We start from the raw sequence: 15,157 nt of genomic DNA on the forward strand, positions 1-15,157 counted from the left end.
CGTCATCCGAGGAGACCCCCATGCCCGGCCTGCTGCCCGACGTCGACCCCGACGGCCTGTACGAGTTCTCGGTGGTCTACACCGACCGCGCGCTCAACCACATGTCCAAGCGCTTCCAGGGCGTGATGACCGGCATCTCGTCCCTGCTCAAGCGCGTGTACGGCGCGCACGCTGCCGTGCTGGTGCCCGGCAGCGGCACCTTCGGCATGGAATCGGTGGCGCGGCAATTCGCGCACGGAAAACACGTGCTGGTCATCCGCAACGGCTGGTTCAGCTACCGCTGGACCCAGATCTTCGACATGGGCGCGATCCCCGCGAGCCACACCGTGATGAAGGCGCGCCCGCAGCACAAGGGCCCGCAGGCCCCCTGGGCGCCCGCCCCGATCGACGAGGTGGTGGCCACCATCGCGCGCGAGAAGCCGGCGCTGGTGTTCGCTCCGCACGTGGAAACCGCGGCCGGCATGATCCTGCCCGACGGCTACCTGAAGGCCGTGGCCGAGGCGGTGCACGCCGTGGGCGGCCTGTTCGTGCTCGACTGCATCGCTTCGGGCGCGATGTGGGTGGACATGAAGGCCACCGGCGTGGACGTGCTGGTCAGCGCGCCGCAGAAGGGCTGGAGCAGCTCGCCCTGCTGCGCGATGGTGATGCTCAGCGAGCGCGCGCGCCGCGCCATCGACGCCACGCAGAGCAGCAGCTTCGCCATGGACCTGAAGAAGTGGCTGCAGATCATGGAAGCCTACGAAGGTGGCGGCCACGCCTACCACGCCACCCTGCCCACGGACGCGCTGGCGCGTTTGCACGCCACCATGCTGGAGACCGAGGCCTACGGCTTCGCGCGCGTGCGCGAGGAGCAGATCGCGCTCGGCCAGGCCGTTCGCCAGCTGGTGGAGCACCACGGCTTTCCCAGCGTGGCGGCCGAGGGCTTCAAGGCCCCGGGCGTGGTGGTGAGCCACACCACCGACGCCGAGGTGCAATCGAGCAAGGCCTTCCTGGCCCTGGGCCTGCAGACCGCCGCCGGCGTGCCGCTGCAATGCGACGAAGGCCCGGACTTCAAGACCTTCCGCCTCGGCCTGTTCGGCCTGGACAAGTGGCACGACGTGCCGGCCACGGTGGCGCGGCTGCAGGCCGCGCTGCAGCGCATCGCGCCCGTGCGAGAGGCCCGGGCGGCCTGAACGCTCAGGGCAGCAGCACGGTGCAGCCCGTCGTCGCGCGGGCTTCCAGGCTCTCGTGGGCCTTCTTCACATCGGTCAGCGCGAAGCGCTGGTCGATGCGGATCTTCACCTGGCCGCTCGCCACCACCTGGAACAACTCGTCGGCCATCTGCTGCGTGCGCTCGCGGTTGTTGATGTGTGTGAACAGGGTCTGGCGCGTCACGTAGATCGAGCCCTTGGCCGCCAGGATGCCGGGCGCGAACGGCGGCACCGGCCCCGAGGCGTTGCCAAAGCTCACCATCAGGCCGAAGGGCCGCAGGCAGTCCAGCGACTTGTCCCAGGTGTCCTTGCCCACCGAGTCGTACACCACCTTCACGCCCTGCCCGCCGGTGATGGCCTTCACCCGCGCGGCGAAGTCCTCGGTGCGGTAGTTGATGGCGTGCTCGGCCCCGTGGTCCAGCGCCAGCTGGCACTTCTCGGCCGACCCCGCCGTGGCGATCAGGCGCAGGCCCAGGGCCTTGGCCCACTGGCAAGCGATCAGGCCGACACCGCCGGCCGCGGCGTGGAACAGCACGAAGTCGCCCGCTTCCAGGCCCTCCACCGGCTTGCAGCGGCGCAGCAGGTACTGCGCGGTCAAGCCCTTGAGCATCATGGCCGCGCCGGTCTCGAATGGAATGGCATCGGGCAGCTTGCACACGTTCATCGCCGGCATCACGCGCACGTCGCTGTAGCTGCCGGGCGGGTTGGCCGCGTAGGCCGCGCGGTCGCCCACCTTCAGGTGCGTCACGCCCTCGCCCACGGCTTCCACCACGCCCGCGCCCTCCATGCCCAGCGACAACGGCAGGGGAAAGGGGTACAGGCCCGTGCGCTGGTACACGTCGATGAAGTTCAGGCCGATCGCGTGGTGGCGGATGCGGATCTCGCCCGGGCCGGGCTCGCCCACCGCCACGGTGTCGATCACGAGTTGCTCGGGGCCGCCGGTGGCGTGGATGCGGACGGCGCGGCTGCTGGTGCTCATGGGGTCTCCTCGTTGGGGTTCGGTCGGGGGCGATGCTGCCACGATTCCCCCGCCGTCTCCGCGCCGGCGCCCGGGCGGCCCCGCGCCAGGGCGGGTTTTCGCCCGCTTGCTACAGTCGCGCCCCATGTCCGCTGCATCCAACGGCCGGTTGACGCCGTCCACCGTCGCCCTGCTCGTTCTGCCGCCGCTGTTCTGGGCCGGCAACGCGGTGGTGGGACGGCTGATGAACCAGACCGTTCCGCCGAGCACGCTCAACTTCATGCGCTGGGCGCTGGCGCTGCTGGTGCTGCTGCCCCTGGCCGCCTGGGTGCTGCGCCCGGGCAGCAGCCTGTGGCCGAACTGGCGGCGCTTCGCGCTGCTCGGCGCGCTGGGCGTGGGCAGCTACAACGCGCTGCAGTACCTCGCGCTGCGCACGTCCACGCCCCTGAACGTGACCCTGGTGGCCGCCAGCATGCCGGTGTGGATGCTGCTCGTGGGGCGGCTGCTCTATGGGGTGCCGGTGTCGCGCCGCGCGGCCGCCGGCGCCGCGCTCTCGCTCTGCGGCGTGGCCGTGGTGCTGTCGGGCGGCAGCCTGGCCCGCCTGCTGGCCGTGCAGCTCGTGCCGGGCGATGGCTGGATCCTGCTGGCCGCTCTGGTCTGGTCCTGGTACAGCTGGCTGCTGGTGCGCCCGCCCGAGGGCGGCGATCCGCCCGACATCAAAGGCGACTGGGCCGCCTTCCTGATGGCCCAGGTGGCGCTGGGCCTGGTCTGGTCGGGCGGCCTGGCGGCGCTCGAATGGGTTTACCTGCCGCCGGCCGATCTGCACATCCGCTGGGGCTGGCCGCTGGTGGCCGCCCTGGCCTACTTCGCCCTGTTCCCCTCGGTGCTGGCCTACCGCTGCTGGGGCGCGGGCGTAGCGCGCGTGGGGCCCGCCATGGCCAGCTTCTTCACCAACCTCACGCCGCTGTTCGCGGCCGTGCTGTCGGCCGCGATGCTGGGCGAGCCGCCGCGCTGGCACCACGCGCTGGGCTTCGCGCTGATCGTGGGTGGCATCCTGGTGTCGACGCCGCGCGCGAAGCGCTGAGCGCGGCCGCGCTCAGAACGTGCCCGGATAAGCGCCGCCGTCGGCCAGCACGTTCTGCCCCGTGATGTAGCCCGCCTGCGCGCTGCACAGGAAGGCACAGATCGCCCCGAACTCGGCCGGCTCGCCGAAGCGCTTGGCGGGCACGCCCTGGCGGCGGCCATCGGCGATGGCCTCGTAGCTCGTGCCCTGCTTCTGCGCCAGGCCGCCGAGCGTGGTGCGCAGGCGGTCGGTCTCGAAGGCGCCGGGCAGCAGGTTGTTGATGGTCACCCCGCGCGCGGCGATCTCGCTGCGCGCCAGGCCCGCGACGAAGCCCGTGAGACCGGAGCGCGCGCCGTTGGACAGGCCCAGCACCTGCAGCGGCGCCTTCACCGCGCCCGAGGTGATGTTGACGATGCGCCCGAAGCCGCGCTCGGCCATGCCGTCCACCGTGGCCTTGATGAGTTCGATCGGCGCGAGCATGTTGGCGTCCAGCGCGGCAATCCAGGTGTCGCGGTCCCACTGGCGGAAGTCGCCGGGCGGCGGGCCACCGGCATTGGTGACCACGATGTCGAAGGCCTTGCCCGGGCCGCCGGCCACGCCGAAGGCCGCCGCGCGACCCTCCGGGGTGGTGATGTCGGCCGCCACCGGCAAGGCCACCACGCCCGGGTGCGCGGCGCGGATGGCCTGCGCCGCGGCCTGCAAGGCCTCGGCGCCACGCGCCACCATCACCAGGTTCACGCCCTCGGCGGCCAGCGCCTGCGCGCAGCCCCGCCCCAGGCCCTTGCTCGCGCCGCCGACCAGCGCCCATTTGCCTTTGATGCCCAGATCCATGTCGATCAATCTCCCGTGTCGATGGGTTTGGCCGCCGCCGGGGGCGCGCCGAAGCGCGTCACCAGGAACACGCCCGCGAGCACGAGCACCGTGCCCACGACGATCCAGCCGTTGAAAGGTTCGCCCAGAATGAACACGCCCATGAGGATGGTCGACATGGGGCCGAGCATCCCGGTCTGCGCGGCCAGGCCGGGGCCGATGCGCTCGATGGCCATCATCACCATGAGCACCGGTGCGAAGGTGCACAGGGTGGCGTTGAGCAGCGACAGCCAGATGACCTCGGGCGCCACCGTGGCGGCCGACAGCGGACGCAGCAGCAGAAACTGCGCGATGCACAGCACGCAGGCCACGCTGGTGGCCAGACCCACCAGGCGCGTGGAGCCCAGGCGCTTGACGAGTTCGCCGCTGTAGACGAGGTAGATGGCGTAGCTGATGGCGCTGGCGAACACCAGGAAGGCGCCGAGGGCGGCATTGGGGCCCTGCTCGCCCAGCTCGTGCCCGAAGACCAGCAGCACGCCGGCGTAGCTCACGGCCATGGCGATGGCCTGCAGCGCGCCGATGCGGCGCCGGTACAGCAGCCAGCCAAGCAGCAGCACCAGGGTGGGGTTGAGGTAGAGGATCAGGCGCTCGAGGCTGGCGGTGATGTACTCCAGGCCCCAGAAGTCCAGGAAGCTGGCGAGGTAGTAGCCGGTGAGGCCGAGGCCGAGCACGCCGAGCCAGTCGCGCCGCGTCAGGGGTTCGGGCTTTTTCGCCAGGCCGGGCCGGTGGGTGGACCACCAGGTGAGCGCCAGGAACAGCGGCAGCGCGAACAGCATGCGGTACATGATGAGCGTGACCGCGTCGACGCCGTAGCGGTACGCCAGCTTGACGATGATGGCCTTGCCGCTGAAGGCGATGGAGCCGAGGATGGCGAGGGTGAGGCCGGAGGCCAGGTGGGGGTGGGGGGCGGCGCGCGACATGAAGCCCCGGATTATCGATCCCGGCCCATGGGCGCCGGGGACCGTGGGCTATTGCACCGGCGGCGTGCAGGCCAGCACCTCGTCCAGCGTGGTCAGCCCCTCGGCCACGCGCGCGGCGCCGGCCAGGCGCAGCGGCCGCATGCCGTCCGTGACCGCCTGCGCCCGCAGGGCCTCCAGCCGCGGCTCGCGGATGACCTGGTTCTTGAAGGCCTCGCTGACGGTGAGCAGTTCGTACAGGCCCATGCGCCCGCGAAAACCGGTCATGCGGCAGTCCACACAACCCACCGGCTGGTAGGGCCGATAGCCGCCCGTGATCTGCCAGGGCTTCACCAGATCGGCCAGCTGCTCGCGCGCCTGGGCCGCCTCGTCCTTCTCGACCCGTGTCTTGCAGGCGGGACACAGGGTGCGCACCAGGCGCTGGGCCAGCACGCCCAGCACCGTGGCGTTGATGAGGTACGGCGGAATGCCGAGCTCCATGAGCCGCATCACCGCCGAGGGCGCGTCATTGGTGTGCAGCGTGGAGAACACCAGGTGGCCGGTGAGCGCCGCCTGCACCGCCATCTCGGCGGTGGCCAGGTCGCGGATCTCGCCCACCATGATGATGTCCGGGTCCTGCCGCATCAGCGCGCGCAGGCCCTGGGCGAAATCCAGGTCCAGGTGCGGCTGCACCTGCGTCTGGTTGAAGGCCGGCTCGATCATCTCGATCGGGTCCTCCACCGTGCTCACGTTCACCTCTTCCGTGGCCAGGCGCTTGAGCGTGGCGTACAGCGTGGTGGTCTTGCCCGAGCCCGTGGGTCCCGTCACCAGCACGATGCCGTGCGGCCGGCGCGTGAGGCCTTCCCAGCGCGTGGCATCGTGCGTGCTGAAGCCCAGCGCCGCGAGGTCCTTCACCGTCGACTCGGGGTCGAAGATGCGCATCACCAGCTTCTCGCCGAAGGCCGTGGGCAGAGTGGACAGGCGCATCTCCACCTCGTCGCCCTTGGCCCCGCCCACGCCGGGCTTGAGCGTCTTGATGCGGCCGTCCTGCGGCCGGCGCCGCTCCACCACGTCCATGCGACCCAGCAGCTTGATGCGCGCGGTCATCGCGTTCATCACGCCCAGCGGCAACTGGTACACCGGGTGCAGCACGCCATCGATGCGAAAGCGGATCACGCCCTGCTCGCGGCGCGGCTCCAGGTGGATGTCGCTGGCGCGCTGGTCGAAGGCGTACTGCCACAGCCAGTCCACCACCTGCACCACGCCCTGGTCGTTGGCGTCGATCTGCTTGTTGCCCTTGCCCAGCTCCACCAACTGCTCGAAGCTCTGGAAGCCCGCGGCGCCGCCGGTCTTGCTGGCCGCGCGCACCGACTTGGCGAGCGCGAAGAACTCGGCCGTGTAGCGCGTGATCTCGGCCGGGCTGGAGAGCACCAGGCGCACGGTCTTGCGCGTCTGGCGCTCGACCTCGCCCACCCAGTCGGTGATGAAGGGCTCGGCCGTGGCCACCACCACCTCGGCCGGCCCCACCTGCACGGGCAGCACCTTGTGGCGCTCGGCGTAGGCTGCGCTCATCACGTCGGCCACCTTGCCCACCTCCACTTTCAGCGGGTCGATGCGCAGGTACGTGAGGCCGCAGCGCTGCGCCAGCCATTGCGTGAGGGCCTCGGCGTCGAGCACATGGCCGTCGGCCGCGCGCGCCATGCCCACCACGGCCAGGCGCTGCAGGGGGTGCTGCGCGCTGTGGGCGGACGAGATGCGCGCCTCGGTGCGGCGCGCCTCGTCTTCGCCGATGACACCGTCCTCCTTCAGCCAGCGCAGCACCAGCCGCCAGTCGAGCGGGCCGTTGGGGGCGGTGGTCGCGGCGGCGGGAGCGGAGGCGGTCTTCATGCTTATTCGCGAACGGGTTTGAACAGGCGCATCCACTTGACGGCGGGCAGGCCCCAGCGCTGCTGCACGGCCTCGGCGCGCGCCAGCAGCTCCAGCCGCGAAGGGCGCGAGGCGTGTCGCTGGGCCAGCACCACGGTATTGCCTTCGCGCGTGGGCCGGAAGGCCCAGACCGCGTCTTCGCCGAAGGCTTCGGCCAGGCTGGCCAGCGAGCGCGCGTAGCTCGAGTCGCGGCCGAAGAGGTTGACCGTGAGGCAGCCTTCGTCGGTGAGCGCGTCGCGGCAGTCGGCGTAGAAGCCGGCCGAGTCGAGCACGGGCGCGGCGGCCTCGTGGTCGTACAGGTCGACCTGCAGCGCGTCGTAGCGCGCGCGGTGCTCGTCGCGGCGGATCACTTCGCCGGCGTCGCCCATCAGCACGCGCAGGCGCGCGCCGTCGGGCGGCAGCTTGAACCAGCGGCGGCACACCGCCACCACTTGGGGGTTGATCTCGATCGCGGTGGTGTCCATGCGCAGCCGCTTGTGGCTGAACTTGGTGAGCGCGGCCGAGCCCAGGCCGAGCTGCAGCGCGCGGCGGCCCGCCACCGAGTCGGGCTCGACGAACAGCAGCCAGGCCATCATGCGCTGCACGTAGTCCAGCTCGATGTCGAAGGGCGCGTCGAGCAGCATGGAGCCCTGGACCCATTCGGTGCCCAGGTGCAGGAAACGGACCTCGCCGTCTTCGGAGATGTTGACTTCGGGCAGGGGATTCGTGTTTTTCATCGGTGCGCAGCGCTACCTTCGGGACCGCGGCATGGCCGCGAGGGAACCATCAACCACCGGGAAGGCAGGAGCCATTATGAACACGGAAGTCATCTGGAACTTCATCGTCACGCAGGGGGCCGACTTCGGCCTGAAGGTGCTGGGCGCGATCGCGGCCTGGGTCATCGGGCGCTGGCTGATCGGCATCGCGGTGCGCCTGATCGGCGTGGCCATGGAGCGCGGCGGCCGCATCGACATGACGCTGATCCGCTACCTCAAGTCCATCCTGTCGGTGCTGCTCACCGTGGTGCTGATCATGGCCATCCTGGACATCTTCGGCATCCGCACCACCTCCTTCGCGGCCCTGCTGGCGGGCGCGGGCCTGGCCATCGGCGCAGCCTGGAGCGGCATGCTGGCCAACTTCGCGGCGGGCATCTTCCTGCAGGTGCTGCGGCCCTACAAGGTGGGCGACTTCATCAGCGCGGGCGGCGTCACGGGCACGGTCAAGGAGCTGGGACTGTTCGCCACCACCATCCTCACGCCGGACAACGTGACCACCATCGTGGGCAACAACAAGGCCTTCGGCGACAACATCCAGAACTACAGCACCGAGGCCTTCCGCCGCGTGGACTGCGTGGCCAAGGTGGCCAACGGCGTGGACGTGAACGACGCCATGCAGCGCCTGCGCACGGCGGTGGCCGCCATCCCCAACGTGAAGGCCGCGCCCGCGCCCGACGTGGAGATCCTGCAGTTCACGCCCGAAGGCCCGCTGCTGTGCGTGCGCCCCTACACCCACACCGACCACTACTGGCAGGTCTACTTCGACACGCACCGCGCCATCGTGAGCACCTTCGGCGCGGCCGGCTACCCGGTGCCCGAAACGCCGGTGCTGCACCGGACCGTGGCCGCCTGAGGCACGGCCCGCCTCAGCGGGCGGCGATGTCGCGCTCGGCCTGGCGCCGGGCGCGCCAGGCGCCCACGATGGCGATCAGACCCGGCACGAGGATCAGCGCCCAGATGATCTTGCTCAGGTTGGCCTGCACCCAGGGCAGGTTGCCGAACAGGTAGCCCGCGCCCACCAGGCCGATCACCCAGATCAGCGCGCCGATCACGTTGTAGGCGGTGAACTTGGCGCGCGTCATCTCGGCCACGCCGGCCACGAAGGGCGCGAAGGTGCGGATGAAGGGCATGAAGCGCGCCAGGATGATGGTGATGCCGCCGTAGCGCTCGTAGAAGGCGTGCGCCTGGTTGAAGGCGTCCTTGTTGAACAGGCGCGACTTCTCCCACTGGAAGACCTTGGGCCCGAAGTAGCGGCCGATGGAGTAGTTGGTCTGGTCGCCCAGGATGGCCGCCACGACCAGCAGCGCCATGGCCAGCGGCAGGCTCATGAGTCCGGCGCCGCACAGCGTGCCCACCACGAACAGCAGCGAGTCGCCCGGCAGGAAGGGCATGACCACCACGCCCGTCTCGGTGAAGATGATGAGGAACAGCAGCGCGTACACCCACATGCCATAGGTCTGCACGAAGGCTTGCAGGTGCTGGTCGACGTGCAGGATGAAGTCGATGAGGAAGGTGATCAGTTCCATGGGCGGGCATTATCGGCGCGGCTTCCTACAATCCTGCGATGACTTCTCCGCCCCCGCGCCGCCCCATCCGCGAACTGCCCGATGAGCTGATCAGCCAGATCGCCGCGGGCGAGGTGGTGGAGCGGCCGGCCTCGGTGGTGCGCGAGCTGGTGGACAACGCGCTGGACGCCGGCGCCACGCAGATCACCGTGCGCCTGCTCGGCGGCGGCGTGCGGCTGATCGCGGTGGAGGACGACGGCATCGGCATCCCGCGCGCCGAACTGCCGCAGGCCCTGAAGCGCCACGCCACCAGCAAGATCGCCAGCCTGGCCGAGCTCGAATCGGTGGGCACCATGGGCTTTCGCGGCGAGGCGCTGGCCGCCATCGCCTCGGTGGCCGAGATGGGCCTGCTCTCGCGCACCGAGGGCGAGGGCCACGCCTGGCAGTTGGAGGCCCGCAGCGGCGAGCTGGCGCCCGGCGCGCGCTCGCGCGGCACCTCCATCGAAGTGCGCGAGCTGTTCTACGCCACGCCCGCGCGGCGCAAGTTCCTCAAGTCCGACAACACCGAGCTCGCCCACTGCATCGAGGCCGTGCGCCGCCACGCGCTGGCGCGGCCCGACGTGGGTTTCGCCATCTGGCACGAGGGCAGGCTGGCGGCGCAGTGGCGCGCCGTGCCGCTGCCGGGCCTGGACGGCATCGCGCGGCGCCTGGCCGACGTCCTGGGCGACGATTTCATCGAGCGCGCCGTGCCCCTGATGTGGCCCGCCGACGGCTCCGACGCGCGCGGCCTGCGCGTCAGCGGCTTCGCCGGCATCCCCGACGCGGCGCGCGCGCGCGCCGACCAGCAGTTCGCCTACGTCAACGGCCGCTTCGTGCGCGACAAGGTCATCGCGCACGCGGTGCGCGCCGCCTTCGACGACGTGCTGCACGGCCAGCGCCAGCCGGTCTACGCGCTGTTCGTGGAGATCGCGCCCGAGCGCGTGGACGTGAACGTGCACCCGACCAAGATCGAGGTGCGGTTCCGCGACAGCCGCGAGGTGCACCACGCGGTGCAGCAGGCGGTGGAATCGGCCCTGGCCGTGCCGCGCGCCGGCCAGGCGCTGGAGTCGGCGCCCGGCGCCGCCGCGGCGCCCGCAGCCCCAGCGCCCGCCTGGACACCGCCTGGCCGCCAGGCCGGCTTCAGCTTCCCGCCGCGCGAGCCCGAGCCGGGCCACCGGGTGAGCGACGTGTCGGCGCTGTGGGGCGCCGCCGCGGCGCCGGCCGGCCCCTTCAGCTCGGCCACCACCCGCCCGCCGCACCCGGCCGATGGCGGCTGGGCGCCGGCAACCCGCCCCGGGGCCGCCGAGGCGGCCACCCACACGCCCCTGCCCGACGGCGACTGGCCCCTGGGCCGCGCCATCGCCCAGCTGCAAGGCATCTACATCCTGGCCGAGAACGCCCAGGGCCTGGTGATCGTGGACATGCACGCCGCGCACGAGCGCATCGTCTACGAGCGGCTCAAGCGCCAGCTGGCCGAGCGCGCGCTGGCCAGCCAGCCGCTGCTGATTCCCGCCACCTTCGCGGCCACGCCCGAGGAGACCGCCACCGCCGAAAGCCGGGCCGAGGCGCTGGCCGCGCTGGGCCTGGACGTGGCGCCGCTGTCCGCGCGCACCCTGGCGGTGCGCGCCGTGCCCACCACCCTGGCCCAGGGCGACCCCGTGGAGCTCGCGCGCAGCGTGCTCGCCGAGCTGGCCCAGCACGAGGCCAGCCACGTGCTGCAGCGCGCCGAGCACGAGCTGCTGGCCACCATGGCCTGCCACGGCGCGGTGCGCGCCAACCGCCGCCTGACCCTGGACGAGATGAACGCCCTGCTGCGCCAGATGGAAGTCACCGAGCGCAGCGACCAGTGCAACCACGGCCGCCCCACCTGGCGCCAGCTCGGCCTGCGCGAACTCGACGCCCTGTTCCTGCGCGGAAGGTAGGCCCCGCCGCGCCAGACCCGGCACCGACCTTGCTTGCCTGGGACTTACCCCAGCCAGATGAACTTTTGTGGCGCGCCGCGCCTCTGTTCCCCGGTCATGACCCGTCTGCTGTTGAGCCTCGCCACCGCCCTGGCCCTCCTGGCCGGCTGCGCCACGCTGGACGAGAAGCAGCGCGTCTGGATCTTCCAGCCCTCCGACCGCGCCTGGAGCGGCGGCGCCTACGCCGCCGAGTCCATGGAAGACGTGTGGATCGATTTCCATTCGGCCCAGGACAAGGAGGACGTGCGCCTGCACGGCCTGTGGGCGCCGCACGAGAACTTCGCCGCCAACCCCCGGGCCCCGGTGCTGCTGTACCTGCACGGCGCGCGCTGGAACGTCACCGGTTCGGCCTTCCGCATGCGCCGCATGGAAGAGTTGGGCTTCTCGGTGCTGGGCATCGACTACCGCGGCTTCGGCCAGAGCACCAACCGCCTGCCCTCGGAGCGCAGCGCCTACGAGGACGCGCGCGCCGCCTGGGACTGGCTCGCCCGGCGCTACCCCGAGCGGCCGCGCTACATCTTCGGCCACTCGCTGGGCGGCGCCATCGCCATCCAGCTCGCCACACAGGTGAACGACGAGAAGGGCACGCTGGTGGAAGGCACCTTCACCTCCATCCCCGACGTGGTCAGCACCTTCAAGTGGGGCTGGCTGCCGCTCTCGCCCCTCATCACGCAGCGCTTCGACTCCCTGCAGCGCGTGCCCGACATCGGCTCGCCCCTGCTGGTGGTGCACGGCAGCGCCGACCAGCTCATCAAGCCCGAGCTCGGCCAGCGCCTGTTCGAGGCCGCCAAGGGCCCCAAGCGCTTCGTGCTGGTGGAGGGCGGCTCGCACCACAACACCAACTCGGTGGGCCAGGCGCAGTACCGCGCGGCCCTGGCCGAGCTCTTCGGCCTGGACGACAGCATCCGCCTCGTCGCGCGCTGACGCGAAACACCCCCGCCGCGCTGCGCGCGCCCCCTCAAGGGGGCGGTACCAACGGCCCGGCAGAGCCGGTTCCGTGGTACCTCTCGGTTCGACCACCTGATGCGGCACGGGTCGCTGCAGTACCCCGGCCAGCGCGGGCATCTGCTACCCTCGATTGGATGTCCGCCCCCTCCTCCGCCATGTCGCCGGGCCTGGTCGTGCTCGTGCTCACGCTGCTGCTGGGCATCCAGCCCGTTACGACCGACCTCTACCTGCCCGCCCTGCCCACGCTCACCCAGGGCTTCGGCGCCAGCGTGGCGCAGGCCCAGTTCACCCTCACCGCGCTGCTGCTGGCCTTCGGGGTCTCGCAGCTGGTGTGGGGGCCGCTGTCGGACCGCTTCGGCCGCCGCCCCATCCTGATCGGCGGCATGCTGCTGTACATGGCCGCCACCACCGGCGGGGCCTTCTCCCAGTCCATGGACCAGCTCATCGCCTGGCGCACGCTGCAGGGCGTGGCCATGGGCTCGGCCGTGATGTGCGCGCGCGCCATCGTGCGCGACCTGTACGCGCCCAGCGAGGGCGCCCGCGTGATGAGCAAGGGCCTCACCGGCCTGGGCGTGATCGCCTGCTGCAGCGCGCCCCTGGGCGGCCTGCTGTCCGACCACTACGGCTGGCGCGTGGCCCTGCTGGCGCTGTCGGTGTTCGGCGCGGGCACGCTGGCGCTGCTGGTGTGGCGCTTCCAGGAAACCGTGCCGCGCCGCAACCCCGACGCGCTGCGCCCGGGGCCGCTGCTGCGCAACTGGTCCCACATCGCGCGCAACCCCACCTTCTGGGCCTGGACGCTGCTGGCCACCGCGTCCTACGCGGGCCTGTTCAGCTACCTCGCTTCCTCGTCCTTCGTGCTGATCGGCGTGCTGGGACTGAGCAAGACGCAGTACGGCATCGTGATGTTCACCATGTCGCTGGTGTACATCGTGGGCACCTTCATCTGCCGCCGCCTGCTGGTGCGCCTGGGCGTGCGCCGCACGGTGGGGCTGGCGGCCATCGTCACGCTCACGGGCGGCACGCTCATCGGCGTGCTGCCCCTGCTGGGCGTGCAAGGCCTCTGGAGCGTGCTGCTGCCCTTCTACCTGTTCATGCTGGGCCACGGCGTGCACCAGCCCTGCGGCCAGAGCGGCGCGGTGGCGCCCTTCCCGCAGGCGGCCGGCGCGGCCTCGGCGCTGGCGGGCTTCCTCATGATGGTGGTGGCCTTCGGCATCGGCGGCTGGCTGGGTCTGGCGCTGTCCGACCCCGCGCTGGGCGCCGGCACGGTGCGCCCGCTCACCGACAGCGTGTGGTTCTGGTGCGTGGTCATCGCCACCACGGCCTGGACCCTGGTGCAGCGACACGGCGAGCCGCACACGCCGCCGACGCGAGTCGCCACCACATGAACCCCCCGGCGCCGCGCTGCATCGCCCTGGCGGGCCCCACCGCCAGCGGCAAGACGGCGGCGGCCCTGGCCATCGCCGCGCGCTGGCCGGTGGAGATCGTCAGCGTCGACTCGGCCCTGGTCTATCGGGGCATGGACATCGGCACCGCCAAGCCCACGGCGGCCGAGTTGGCGGCCGTGCCGCACCACCTGATCGACATCCGCGATCCCGCGCAGGCCTACAGCGCGGCCGACTTCGCGCGCGACGCCACGCGCCTGATCGATGAGATCGCCGCGCGCGGCCGCACCGCCCTGCTGGTGGGCGGCACCCTGCTGTACTTCAAGGCCCTGCTCGACGGGCTGGACGACCTGCCCGGCGCCGACCCCGCCGTGCGCGCCGCGCTCGAGGCGCGCGCCCGCAACCAGGGCTGGCCCGCGCTGCACGCCGAACTGCAGCGCGTGGACCCCACCACCGCCGCGCGCCTGTTCCCCAACGACGCGCAGCGCATCCAGCGAGCGCTGGAGGTGTTCGAGGTCTCGGGCCGCCCGCTCTCCAGCTTCCACTCAGGCCGCCCGCGCGACCCCGCGGGCCCGCTCGACGAAGCCCACCTGATCTCGCTCGAACCCCAGGACCGCGGCTGGCTGCACGCGCGCATCGCCGAGCGTTTCGAGGCCATGCTCGCCGCCGGCCTGCTCGACGAAGTGCGCGCCCTGCGCGCGCGCGGCGACCTGCACGCCGAGCTGCCGTCCATGCGCTGCGTGGGCTACCGCCAGGCCTGGGCCGCCCTGGAGGCCTCGCCCGCGCCCGACGCCGCCGCGCTGGCCGAGCTGCGCGACCGCGGCGTTTTTGCCACGCGCCAGCTGGCCAAACGCCAGCTCACCTGGCTGCGCTCCATGCCGAGGCGCGTGGTGGTGGCGGCCGACGCGCCCGATGCGCTGGAACGGGTGCTGACGCAGGTACGCGGGTGGCTGGGGAACCCACGATGAGCCTCATCGCCGAGAACCTGGGCAAGTTCTATGGCGACACACCGGTGTTCCGCCACGTCGACCTGCGGGTCGAGCCCGGCGAGTTCATCGCCATCGTGGGCGAATCGGGCGTGGGCAAGTCCACGCTGCTCAACTGCCTGGCCGCACTCGACGACTGGAGCGAGGGCCGCGTGTGGCACGGCGGCACCGACCTCGGCGCCCTCGACGAGGCGCACCGCGCCCATTGGCGGCGCGCGAACCTGGGCTTCGTCTTCCAGGCTTTCCACGTGCTGCCGCACCTGGACGTGGCGCAGAACATAGGCCTGCCCCTGCTGCTGCTGAACCGCCCGGACCCCGCGCGCGTGCAGTCCCTCATGGACGCGGTCGGCCTCGAAGGCCTGGGCGCGCGCCTGCCCGCCCAGCTGTCGGGCGGGCAGTTGCAGCGCGTGGCCATCGCCCGCGCCCTGGTGCACCGGCCCGCCATCGTGCTGGCCGACGAGCCCACCGGCAACCTGGACCCGGCCACCGCCACGCGCGTGATGGACCTGCTGTGCGCCCAGACCCGCGAACACGGCGCCTCGCTGGTGCTGGTGACGCATGCCGAGGCCGCCGCGCGCCGCGCCGACCGCGTGCTGCGGCTCAACGCCGACGGCCTGCGCGCCGATACCGCCGCGACTTGACGGAACCCTCGGGGTGCGACACGGTCGCACCTGTGAA

Annotated in this window: 14 protein-coding genes; 8 read left to right on the top strand and 6 right to left on the bottom strand. The window is 71.7% G+C overall.

The genetic code is table 11. The annotated features are described in order from the left end of the window. Positions 1–20 precede the first annotated feature (20 nt). A complete protein-coding gene (locus DY262_RS18810) occupies positions 21–1,172 on the top strand; it encodes an aminotransferase class V-fold PLP-dependent enzyme (RefSeq protein WP_116960607.1) in 1,152 nt (383 codons plus the stop codon). 4 nt (positions 1,173–1,176) lie between these two features. Here the strand turns inward: DY262_RS18810 and DY262_RS18815 are convergent, their stop codons facing one another. Then, positions 1,177–2,169 carry a quinone oxidoreductase family protein gene (locus DY262_RS18815; RefSeq protein ID WP_116960608.1) on the bottom strand — a complete coding sequence of 331 codons (993 nt, stop codon included), beginning with the start codon at positions 2,167–2,169 and terminating at the stop codon, positions 1,177–1,179. 124 nt (positions 2,170–2,293) lie between these two features. On the opposite strand from DY262_RS18815, the gene DY262_RS18820 reads away from it, so the two are divergent. Then, positions 2,294–3,232 carry a DMT family transporter gene (locus DY262_RS18820; RefSeq protein WP_116960609.1) on the top strand — a complete coding sequence of 313 codons (939 nt, stop codon included), beginning with the start codon at positions 2,294–2,296 and terminating at the stop codon, positions 3,230–3,232. Positions 3,233–3,244: 12 nt separating this feature from the next. Here DY262_RS18820 and DY262_RS18825 read toward each other — a convergent pair whose 3' ends face one another. From DY262_RS18825 to DY262_RS18840, 4 genes are read right to left on the bottom strand one after another with little or no spacing between them, the layout of a single operon-like run. Beyond that, on the bottom strand, positions 3,245–4,042 hold the full coding sequence (locus DY262_RS18825; protein ID WP_116960666.1) for an SDR family oxidoreductase: 798 nt from the start codon (positions 4,040–4,042) through the stop codon (positions 3,245–3,247). A gap of 5 nt (positions 4,043–4,047) precedes the next feature. Continuing rightward, positions 4,048–5,001, bottom strand: coding sequence for a DMT family transporter (locus tag DY262_RS18830; RefSeq protein WP_116960610.1), 954 nt, complete (start codon positions 4,999–5,001; stop codon positions 4,048–4,050). A gap of 48 nt (positions 5,002–5,049) precedes the next feature. Next, on the bottom strand, positions 5,050–6,864 hold the full coding sequence (tfpB, locus tag DY262_RS18835) for a type IV pilus assembly ATPase TfpB (RefSeq protein WP_116960611.1): 1,815 nt from the start codon (positions 6,862–6,864) through the stop codon (positions 5,050–5,052). A 2-nt stretch (positions 6,865–6,866) separates the two neighbouring features. After that, positions 6,867–7,619, bottom strand: a complete 753-nt coding sequence (locus tag DY262_RS18840) for a spermine/spermidine synthase domain-containing protein (RefSeq protein ID WP_116960612.1) — start codon at positions 7,617–7,619, stop codon at positions 6,867–6,869. 76 nt (positions 7,620–7,695) lie between these two features. Between DY262_RS18840 and DY262_RS18845 the strand changes: the two genes are divergently transcribed. Beyond that, positions 7,696–8,511, top strand: a complete 816-nt coding sequence (locus tag DY262_RS18845) for a mechanosensitive ion channel family protein (RefSeq protein WP_116960613.1) — start codon at positions 7,696–7,698, stop codon at positions 8,509–8,511. 13 nt (positions 8,512–8,524) lie between these two features. Here the strand turns inward: DY262_RS18845 and DY262_RS18850 are convergent, their stop codons facing one another. Further along, positions 8,525–9,184, bottom strand: coding sequence for a DedA family protein (locus DY262_RS18850; protein WP_116960614.1), 660 nt, complete (start codon positions 9,182–9,184; stop codon positions 8,525–8,527). Between the two features lie 38 nt (positions 9,185–9,222). Here DY262_RS18850 and mutL point away from each other — a divergent pair, with 38 nt between their 5' ends. The 5 genes from mutL to DY262_RS18875 all read left to right on the top strand — a co-directional run bounded on the left by mutL (position 9,223) and on the right by DY262_RS18875 (position 15,120). Continuing rightward, the gene (gene mutL, locus DY262_RS18855; RefSeq protein ID WP_116960615.1) at positions 9,223–11,124 is read left to right on the top strand and encodes a DNA mismatch repair endonuclease MutL; all 1,902 of its coding nucleotides are present in this window, start codon (positions 9,223–9,225) and stop codon (positions 11,122–11,124) included. Between the two features lie 96 nt (positions 11,125–11,220). Next, complete coding sequence (locus DY262_RS18860; RefSeq protein WP_116960616.1) at positions 11,221–12,087, top strand: alpha/beta hydrolase; 867 nt, start codon at positions 11,221–11,223, stop codon at positions 12,085–12,087. 158 nt (positions 12,088–12,245) lie between these two features. Beyond that, positions 12,246–13,496, top strand: coding sequence for a multidrug effflux MFS transporter (locus DY262_RS18865; protein WP_116960617.1), 1,251 nt, complete (start codon positions 12,246–12,248; stop codon positions 13,494–13,496). Continuing rightward, entirely contained in the window at positions 13,493–14,461 is a 969-nt protein-coding gene (miaA, locus tag DY262_RS18870; RefSeq protein WP_116960618.1) for a tRNA (adenosine(37)-N6)-dimethylallyltransferase MiaA, read from the top strand. The genes DY262_RS18865 and miaA overlap by 4 nt, the downstream gene beginning before the upstream one ends. Then, a complete protein-coding gene (locus tag DY262_RS18875; protein ID WP_116960619.1) occupies positions 14,458–15,120 on the top strand; it encodes an ABC transporter ATP-binding protein in 663 nt (220 codons plus the stop codon). Before miaA ends, DY262_RS18875 begins: the two co-directional genes overlap by 4 nt. The last annotated feature ends 37 nt before the right edge of the window (positions 15,121–15,157 follow it).

Source organism: Hydrogenophaga borbori (assembly GCF_003417535.1).
Lineage (GTDB): Bacteria > Pseudomonadota > Gammaproteobacteria > Burkholderiales > Burkholderiaceae_C > Hydrogenophaga > Hydrogenophaga borbori.

Coding starts and splice junctions, on each gene's coding strand:
- DY262_RS18810 (WP_116960607.1), top strand. CDS start 21: ATGCCCGGCCTGCTGCCCGACGTCGACCCCGACGGCCTGTACGAGTTC.
- DY262_RS18815 (WP_116960608.1), bottom strand. CDS start 2,169: ATGAGCACCAGCAGCCGCGCCGTCCGCATCCACGCCACCGGCGGCCCC.
- DY262_RS18820 (WP_116960609.1), top strand. CDS start 2,294: ATGTCCGCTGCATCCAACGGCCGGTTGACGCCGTCCACCGTCGCCCTG.
- DY262_RS18825 (WP_116960666.1), bottom strand. CDS start 4,042: ATGGATCTGGGCATCAAAGGCAAATGGGCGCTGGTCGGCGGCGCGAGC.
- DY262_RS18830 (WP_116960610.1), bottom strand. CDS start 5,001: ATGTCGCGCGCCGCCCCCCACCCCCACCTGGCCTCCGGCCTCACCCTC.
- tfpB (WP_116960611.1), bottom strand. CDS start 6,864: ATGAAGACCGCCTCCGCTCCCGCCGCCGCGACCACCGCCCCCAACGGC.
- DY262_RS18840 (WP_116960612.1), bottom strand. CDS start 7,619: ATGAAAAACACGAATCCCCTGCCCGAAGTCAACATCTCCGAAGACGGC.
- DY262_RS18845 (WP_116960613.1), top strand. CDS start 7,696: ATGAACACGGAAGTCATCTGGAACTTCATCGTCACGCAGGGGGCCGAC.
- DY262_RS18850 (WP_116960614.1), bottom strand. CDS start 9,184: ATGGAACTGATCACCTTCCTCATCGACTTCATCCTGCACGTCGACCAG.
- mutL (WP_116960615.1), top strand. CDS start 9,223: ATGACTTCTCCGCCCCCGCGCCGCCCCATCCGCGAACTGCCCGATGAG.
- DY262_RS18860 (WP_116960616.1), top strand. CDS start 11,221: ATGACCCGTCTGCTGTTGAGCCTCGCCACCGCCCTGGCCCTCCTGGCC.
- DY262_RS18865 (WP_116960617.1), top strand. CDS start 12,246: ATGTCCGCCCCCTCCTCCGCCATGTCGCCGGGCCTGGTCGTGCTCGTG.
- miaA (WP_116960618.1), top strand. CDS start 13,493: ATGAACCCCCCGGCGCCGCGCTGCATCGCCCTGGCGGGCCCCACCGCC.
- DY262_RS18875 (WP_116960619.1), top strand. CDS start 14,458: ATGAGCCTCATCGCCGAGAACCTGGGCAAGTTCTATGGCGACACACCG.